This is a genomic window from Streptosporangium saharense (assembly GCF_014203715.1).
In the GTDB taxonomy this organism is placed as follows: domain Bacteria; phylum Actinomycetota; class Actinomycetes; order Streptosporangiales; family Streptosporangiaceae; genus Streptosporangium; species Streptosporangium saharense.
The window spans coordinates 303,088-310,718 of sequence record NZ_JACHJP010000009.1; the positions used below are offsets into that span (position 1 = coordinate 303,088).

Below are 7,631 nucleotides of genomic sequence, written 5' to 3' on the forward strand. Positions count from 1 at the left end.
TCAGCGCGACGCTCCCCCGGGCGCGGGGGAGCGGACGGTCGGCGAGTCGGCGTCCTGGACGAGCAGGCGCGGCGCGCCCGCGCCGAGCGGCACCACCCAGACGTCGGCGGCGCGCCCACCCGCGCCCCCCTTCGGCACCGCGTACATCACGTGGCCGTCGTCGAGCCACGCGGCCTGGTCGTCCACGCTGCGGGTCTCCGCGAGCGGGGTCTCGGCGCCGGTCGCGAGGTCGAGGACGTGGAAGCGCCAGACGTCGGTGTTGAGCCCGGTCCGCTTCTTGTAGACCAGGTGCCCGCCGTCCGGCGACAGGGAGGGGCACTCGGCGTTCTCGCGCAGCGCGGTGAGGGTGCGCCGCCCGATGTCGCCCTCGACGAGGTATCTGCGGTCCTGGGTGGCCACGGTGGCGAAGAACCTCTCCCCGCCGGGGACGAACGTCACGCCCCACACGTTGCGGTCCACGTTCTCGTTGGGCCGCCCGTTCAGCAGGAACGTGAACCGTTCGACGTCGCCGACCGGGTCGCCGCCGACCCTGCCGATGACGGTCTCGGTGGAGAAGCCGTCGGAGAGGTAGGAGTGCCCGGTCACGAAGGTCGTCGTCGCGTAGTAGCGGCCGTCCTCGGAGACCCGGGCCCGGCTCGGTATCCCGTTGACCGGGGCCTCCCCGCTCGGCCTGAGCCGCTCGTCCAGCAGGGTCGCGGCGAAGGGCTGGAGCGGGTCGCGCGTCTGGCGCAGGCAGAGGCCGCCCGCCGGGGAGGCAGCCGTCCGCTCGCAGCGGGTCGGCAGGACGACGCGCTCCCGCCGTAGGTCGTCGGCGGGCAGCACCGCGAGGTGGCCGAACGTGGGGCTGGGCCGCAGCGACCGGAACACGAGCTGCCGCCCCTCCGGCAGCTCGACGTCTCCCTCGGCACCGGTGGCGCCGGTGCGCAGCACCGAGAGGGTGACGTAGCCGACGGCCACCAGGGCGACGAGGACCGCGACCACCGTGACGATCCTGTCGCGCCTGTCGCGCCCGCGTGGGGCTGGCTGGGTCATCGGCTCTCCGTCCGGGGGTCGCGGGCGCGGGTGATCATCGGTACGGCGGTGAGCAGGGCGGCGGTGAGGGCGGCGGCGAAGATCCATACGGCGGCCGCGCCCTCGGTGACCGTCCAGACCGCGCCGAAGGCCACGGCGCCGAGGGCACGCCCGCCCGCCACCGCCGCCTGGACGACGGAGATCCCGGTCGCCGTCAGCTCGGCGGGCAGCATCGGCGTGGCCGCCGCGGGCAGCACGCCGTCGGTCGCCGCGTAGTAGGCGCCGAGGAACGTCAGGCACAGCACGGCCCCCAGGAATCCGCCGACCAGGATCGCGGTGAGGTAGGCGCACAGCAGCAGGCCGTACCCGGCGGTGAAGACGCGGTTCCTGCCGTGGCGGTCGGACAGGCGGCCGAACGGCACGGCCAGGGCGAGGTAGACCAGGCTCGTGCCGACGAACAGCAGCGGGAACCAGCGGGTCGTGACCGACTCGCCGTTCAGCAGGACGAGATAGAGGAAACCATCGCCGATGGTCGCGGCGGACAGTACGGCACAGGCGCACAGCAGCCGCAGGAACCCGCCGATCCGCAGCAGCGCCACGACGTCCCGGGGCGAGACGGGCCTGTCCGGAACCGGAGTCCGCTCGGGCACGCGTTGGAGGAACAGCAGCACGCCCAGGACCGCGGCGCAGAACGAGACCACGAAGACCATGTCGAAGTCGCCCGGCGCGAGCGCGAGCAGCCCGAACGCGACGACGGGACCGAGCAGCGCGCCCGTCGCGTCGAGGGCCCGGTGCACGCCGAAGGACCTGCCGAGTCTGTCCCGGGGAGCCGCCGTGGCGATGAGCAGGTCACGCGGCGCGGTCCGCAGCCCCTTGCCCGCCCGATCGACCGCGACCGCCGCCGACAGCGCCCCAGCGCCCGCCACGGGCAGCAGCATCAGCTTGGCGGCGGCCCCGAGGGCGTATCCCGCTCCCGCGACGAGCTTGGGACGGCGCAGCCGGTCGGCGAAGAAGCCGCCGAGCAGCCGCACCAGGACGGTCGCGCCCTGGTAGAGGCCGTCCAGCATGCCGTACGCCAGGGGAGTGAGCCCCAGGGCGAGCGTCGCGAACAGCGGCAGGATGGCCGTCACCATCTCCGAGGAGATGTCGGTGACCAGGCTCACCAGGCCGAGGACGACGACGACCCGGGGTACCGGCGCACCGCGTGGGATGTCGCGGACCGAGACGTACACGTCAGTCGGTGCCCGGGAGCGGTCCGTCGGTGGCGAAGGCGTCCAGGACGTTGCCGGTGATGGTCGCGATGTCGTTGTCGTAGTGGTTGTAGAACAGGCTGCCCGCCCAGGAGATCGAACTGGCGGAGAAGACGGCGCCGCCCTTCGGGTAGAAGGTCAGGGCCACGTCGCCGCGGACCAGCCAGTTGACGGTGCCGCCCTCCATGAGGTTGGCGGTGTTGTTCTCCTCCTTGACGAACATGTACTCGTCGCCGAACCCGGTGCCGGAGCCCAGGACGACGGTGTTGTCCGCGGTGCCGAGGGCGTAGTCGGCGCGGTCGAGCTCCTCGCCCATGGGTCCGCCCCGGCTCTGCAGCGAGTCGAAGTCGCCGATGGGGCCGGTGGCCTTCACCCCGTCGAAGACCCAGGCGGCCCTGGGGTCGTGGCTCTCCGGTGAGCGGTCGAGGGGGCGGCTGTACAGGCCGGTCCCCAGGCGGGAACCGAAGCCCTGGGCGGTGAAACCCACCCCGACGAGCTGCTGCGGGGGTCTGCCACGGAAGCGCCACAGGCCGCCGAACTCGCCGGTGGTGCTGTGGTAGTACTCGCCGGGGGCGCTCTGCCAGGCCTCGGTGCCGTCGTGGCGGCGCAGCTCGGTGTAGGTGCCGGTGCGGTCGAGCGGGGTGACCCAGTAGAAGCCGTTGCCGCCCAGGTACATCAACCGGCCGCCGTCGTTCAGCCAGCCCTGCAGGGCGTCGAGCATGGGCTCGGAGGTGTACTCGGGGTGGCTGCCGGTGATGACGACCTGATAGCCGTCCAGCAGCTTCCTGCCCTCCCGGTGCAGGTCGTGGTCGGTGATGTAGTCCACGGTGTGGCCGGTCGACTCAAGCCAGTCGGTGATGTGGGTGTCCGCCTCGAACTGCCACGGCCTGCCCTCACCCCTGGGGCCGGTGGAGAGCGGGCGCAGGTTGGTGATGGGCCGCAGGTGGGAGGAGTAGACCACGCCGCTGCCGTCACTGTGCCGGGAGTACTGGCTCATCCCGCTCACCAGGCCGCCCGTCATGCCGTAGGCCAGATAGCTGAAGGTCGGCACCAGCAGCGCGACCCTGGAGGTCGGTTTCTTTGGGCGAACCACGAAGGTGGCGTGGTAGACACGTCCGTCCGCCTCAAGCTTGGCCGCGTAGACGCCGCTGCGGGCGTCGGCGGGCACCTTCCAGGTGAAGGCGGACTCCCAGGCGGCGTCGCCCAGGTCGTCGTCGTGGAAGTACAGCGCCCCGTACTGCCCTGGAGCCCGGGTGAAGTTCTGCTCGTCGGCCTGCCAGTCGTGCCCGGTGACGGCGCGGACCGGCAGGTTGACCGTACGGCCCCGCAGCCGGTTGGGGGAGACGTCCACGACCTGGTCGGTGTCCATCTTCTGGGAGAAGTCGAGGGCCACGGCCGCCCTGCCGACCGGCCCGCCGCGCCGCAGGGCCTCGACCTCCCGCTCGTCCAGCGCCCTGCCGTACACCCGGGGAGCGTCGATCTTGCCGTTGTAGAACCCGGTCGGCCGGTTCCCGTCGCCCTGGTAGGCGGCAACCAGCAGCGGGGCCGTGGTGTTGCGCAGCCCCCTGGCCTCGATCGTGCGGGTCACGACGGTCTGGGAGTCGTTGGGGTGGCCGGTCAGCGGATACTGGTACAGCCTCACCTTCCCGGTCCCGGCGTCGTAGGAGACCGCCGCGAAGCACCACCCGGAGGAGTTGACGTGCTGGGGCCGTACGGCACCGCCCGGCTCGACACCGCGCAGCGCCGGGGCCCACGGCTTGAGCTTCACACCGGTGCTCACCGTGTGGGCACGGCCCGAGCGGTCGGTCAGCCGCAGACCGAGGCCGCCGTCCCGGTCCACGAACATGCCGTAGCCCGTCTGGTCCTTTTCCGACCACTTGGTCACGACGCCCTGCGCGGCCCCGGTGCCGACCGGGGTCCTGCGGTAGGCGATGGGGTTGAGGTCGGAGCCGGGGACGGTGGTCGGCGCGATCCACGCGGTGATGGTGAAGCTTCCCTCGGGGCGAAGGGCGGCGCCGTCGGGGACGGTCACGTACGAGCCGACGGGGAGCGTCTGGTACCGGCCGGGATACTCCTTGTTGACGGCCGAGGCGATGACCTGCTCCTTGAGGCCGGGTCCGCGCGGGTCGGCGTCGCCGTGCGGCACCCGTACCATCGTCGCCCTGAAGGTGGGGCTCTTCGTGCTCACCATGAACTTCACGGACTCGCCGGGCTGGACGCTCAGCCGGTCGGGGTAGCCGCTGACGCCCAGCGCGTCCAGCGCCTCCTGGGGTGTCGCCGGATCGACGGGAAGCGGAAGCGGATCGACCAGCGGAGTCCTGGGCCACGCCGCGGCCCCCACCCCCGTGGCCAGCGGCCCTGAACCGCCGATCGCGACGGCCAACGCCGTGACCACCAGTGCCGTTCTCACCCGTCCGCGCGCGCTCACTCGCTCACCTTTCTGCCGGCCCTGGAACCATGGCCACCCGGGAGACGGCATGCCGGATCATCGGCGCGCATGCGATGTCTGCTCTTACCGAAGGTGTCGCTTCAAGTTAGAATAAAGGGTAAGAACGTGCCATAGGCGTATGTATCGGCCCGCTGTCCGATAACGGTCAGCGCAGGGTGGTGGCCAGATGTTTGGCCAGGCCCTCTGAGGCGGCCCGCACCATCTCCAGCACCTCGGTGAAGCCCGCCCTGCCGCCGTAGTAGGGGTCGGGCACCTCGGCGTCCCGGGGCGCCGCCGGATCGAAGGAACGCAGCAGCCGCACATCGGCCCCGGCCGGGGCCAGACGGCGCAGCACCCGCAGGTTGTCGACGTCCATCGCCAGCACCAGGTCCACCTCGCCGAACCAGCTCGCCAGGAACTGCCTCGCCCGGTGCGCCGAACCGTCGTAGCCGTACTCGGTCAGCACCGCGGAGGCCCGCCGGTCCATCGGGTCACCCTGGTGCCAGCCGCCCGTCCCCGCGCTGTCGACAACCACCAGGTCGCCGAGCCCGTGGTCGGCCAGGGTCTTCCTCAGGACGACCTCGGCCATGGGGGAGCGGCAGATGTTACCCAGGCACACCAGGCAGACGCGATAACTCATGCCCTCCAGCATGCCGCCCGCCCGTCCCCCCGGCGCGGGCGCCCCCGGTTTGCAGGAAATGGTGAGGCTTCGCCGTACATAGACGGAAATGTTGGGATAGGGCAGCTATGCGAGGAGACCGCCCGTGGATGACGAACGGACGGTCAGGTTCGAGACCGTCTACCGGGAGACATACAGCCGGATCACCGCCTACGCCGTACGGCGCTGCGGCTCACCGCAGGACGCGGCGGACGTGGTCGCGGAGACCTTCACCGTCGCCTGGCGGCGCATCGAGGAGGTCCCACCCGGCCACGAGGCCCTCCTGTGGCTGTACGGCGTGGCCCGCAGGGTGCTGGCCAACCACCGCAGGGGAGAGGAACGCCGCCAGACCCGCAACGCCGAACTCGACGCCGAGCTGGCCGACCTCTACGGAACCTCCCCCGACAGCGGGGTCGAACTGACGGCCATCGCCCAGGTGTTCCGCACCCTGTCCGGCGACGACCGGGAGCTGCTGTCGCTGGTCGCCTGGGAGGGCCTGGACCGCGAGGAGATCGCCACGACACTCAGCCTGTCGCGCAACGCCGTACGCATCAGGCTCCATCGCGCCCGCAGGCGCTTCGCCCGCGCGCTCGCCGAGGCGGACGTCCGGTTCACGGCGGAAAGCCGGTTGGTCCCGGTAGAGAGGTCACTGTGATGGGTTCCACGAGAGACACCGACGAGATCAGCATGGTGCTCGGACGGCTGGCCAGGGTCGCCCCGGGCGCGTCGGCGGGCGACCCGTCCGGCGCGGGGGCGCGGGCGCTGCTCGCCTCCATCACCACCGAGCCTCGGGTGCCAGTTGTCACCCGCAGGTACGGCCCGCGGCGCCTGGTCCCCGGTCTCGCCGTGGCGGCACTGCTCGCCGTCGGCATCGTGGTCGGCCCCGGCCTGCTCGGCGGCGGCCACGGCGTGGCGCTCTCCTACGCCAGCTCGGAGATCGACGTCAGGCGGGAGGGCGACGCGTACGTGGCCCGCGTCAAGGACCCCTTCGCCGACCGCGCCGCCTACCGCAGGGCGTTCCAGGCCGTCGGCCTGGATGTCGATCTGCGCGTCGTCCCCGTCTCACCGAGCCAGGTCGGCGCCCTGATCGAGAGCGGGAGCAAAGGGGGAGGGCCGGGCACGGCGCTGAGCGCGGGGATCGAGGGCCCGCAGGGCTGCACGGTGCCGCAGCGGGGCTGCTACCTGCTGGTCCGCCTCCCCGCGAAAGCCAGGGGGAGGGCCTGGTTCACGGTGGGACGTCCGGCGAGACCGGGGGAGGACTACGCCGGTCACAACTCGGCGACCCTCCCCGGCGAGGCCCTCGCCGGGGTCAGGGTCAGCGGACGCACGGTCGGACAGGTCATGGCCGAGGTGCGCGAACGTGGTCTGGGCGCCGAGTTCACCCTCGTGGTCCCGGCCCCGGACGGCGGCCACTCGGAGAGGCCGCTGAAGGCCGGGCAGGCCGGGGACGACTGGACCGTGTGGGAGGCCGAGGGGGTCAGGGCGGGGACGGTCCGCCTCCTGGTCACCCGCGAGCGCCTCGGCCACAACCCGCTTCAGTAGGCGTGCTTGATGTATTCGATGACCTCGTCGGTGCCCTCGCCCGAGTCCTGCTCGGGCAGGGGCCACCGGAGCTGACGGCCGTCCTGGCCGGTGTAGACGAGCGTGCCGCCCCGCTCGGGCACGTCCAGGCTCTGCACGTAGTCGGCGTGCCCGTCCGCCGGGATGTCCACGCTGGTGACGTCCTTGATGTAACCCGTCCAGGGCAGCGTCCGCACGTTGCCCTGCATGCGGGTGACGGTCTGTTCGCCCTTCGTCCAGAAGAGGCCGCCGTTCGGTGTGGCGGCGGGAATGTGGTCGATGACGCCGGTCGTCTCCACGCGGTACGCCACGAGCAGGAACCACTTCGCCGAAGGCTTGGCGTCGTCGAACCCCTTCCAGTAGACGACGCCGCGCGGGGTGATCCGCATCGTCGAGCCGTTGCGCCCCACGATCTCCCCGGCCGCCGCGAAGGGCAGCGTCACCGGCGCGCTCGCCTGGCCGTCGGCGGTGCAGCCGCCCGCCAGCAGGACGACGGCCAGCAGACCGGGGGCGACACGCATCGGATCCTCCTCCTGATGATCATCAGCACCCTAGTCCCTCGGGTCGTTTCCGGTGGGGGGCTCGGCCGCGGTCGCACGGAAGAGGTCCCCGCGGCCAAGTGCTTAGTGCCTGTTCCTAAGCCGGTGATCATGAGCTTGGTGATCAGCCCGCGTGGCGGTGGAGCAGTCCAGGGATAAGGGCTGGAGGGCTTTGAACGTCCGTG

At 71.8% G+C, this 7,631-nt stretch carries 7 protein-coding genes; 2 read left to right on the forward strand and 5 right to left on the reverse strand.

Going from position 1 to position 7,631, the window contains the following annotated elements:
• From FHS44_RS32200 to FHS44_RS32215, 4 genes are all read right to left on the reverse strand, one after another.
• Positions 1–1,032 (reverse strand): TolB family protein, encoded by a 1,032-nt coding sequence (locus tag FHS44_RS32200; RefSeq protein ID WP_184721601.1) that lies wholly within the window; start codon positions 1,030–1,032, stop codon positions 1–3.
• Complete coding sequence (locus FHS44_RS32205; protein WP_184721603.1) at positions 1,029–2,243, reverse strand: MFS transporter; 1,215 nt, start codon at positions 2,241–2,243, stop codon at positions 1,029–1,031. Before FHS44_RS32205 ends, FHS44_RS32200 begins: the two co-directional genes overlap by 4 nt.
• A 1-nt stretch (position 2,244) precedes the next feature.
• Positions 2,245–4,689, reverse strand: coding sequence for a N,N-dimethylformamidase beta subunit family domain-containing protein (locus tag FHS44_RS32210; protein WP_184721605.1), 2,445 nt, complete (start codon positions 4,687–4,689; stop codon positions 2,245–2,247).
• Between the two features lie 166 nt (positions 4,690–4,855).
• Positions 4,856–5,329: a low molecular weight protein-tyrosine-phosphatase gene (locus FHS44_RS32215; RefSeq protein WP_184721607.1), complete on the reverse strand. Its 474-nt coding sequence runs from the start codon at positions 5,327–5,329 to the stop codon at positions 4,856–4,858.
• A gap of 124 nt (positions 5,330–5,453) precedes the next feature.
• Between FHS44_RS32215 and FHS44_RS32220 the strand changes: the two genes are divergently transcribed.
• Entirely contained in the window at positions 5,454–6,002 is a 549-nt protein-coding gene (locus FHS44_RS32220; protein ID WP_184721609.1) for an RNA polymerase sigma factor, read from the forward strand.
• The gene (locus tag FHS44_RS32225) at positions 6,002–6,889 is read left to right on the forward strand and encodes a hypothetical protein (protein ID WP_184721611.1); all 888 of its coding nucleotides are present in this window, start codon (positions 6,002–6,004) and stop codon (positions 6,887–6,889) included. The genes FHS44_RS32220 and FHS44_RS32225 overlap by 1 nt, the downstream gene beginning before the upstream one ends.
• On the opposite strand, the gene FHS44_RS32230 is transcribed toward FHS44_RS32225, so the two are convergent.
• The gene (locus tag FHS44_RS32230) at positions 6,883–7,428 is read right to left on the reverse strand and encodes a hypothetical protein (RefSeq protein ID WP_184721613.1); all 546 of its coding nucleotides are present in this window, start codon (positions 7,426–7,428) and stop codon (positions 6,883–6,885) included. The two genes, FHS44_RS32225 and FHS44_RS32230, sit on opposite strands and share 7 nt — an antisense overlap.
• Positions 7,429–7,631: the final 203 nt, after the last annotated feature.

Bases quoted from the DNA above. Each gene is read 5' to 3' on its own strand.
- FHS44_RS32200 (WP_184721601.1), bottom strand. From the start codon at position 1,032: ATGACCCAGCCAGCCCCACGCGGGCGCGACAGGCGCGACAGGATCGTC.
- FHS44_RS32215 (WP_184721607.1), bottom strand. From the start codon at position 5,329: ATGAGTTATCGCGTCTGCCTGGTGTGCCTGGGTAACATCTGCCGCTCC.
- FHS44_RS32225 (WP_184721611.1), top strand. From the start codon at position 6,002: ATGGGTTCCACGAGAGACACCGACGAGATCAGCATGGTGCTCGGACGG.
- FHS44_RS32230 (WP_184721613.1), bottom strand. From the start codon at position 7,428: ATGCGTGTCGCCCCCGGTCTGCTGGCCGTCGTCCTGCTGGCGGGCGGC.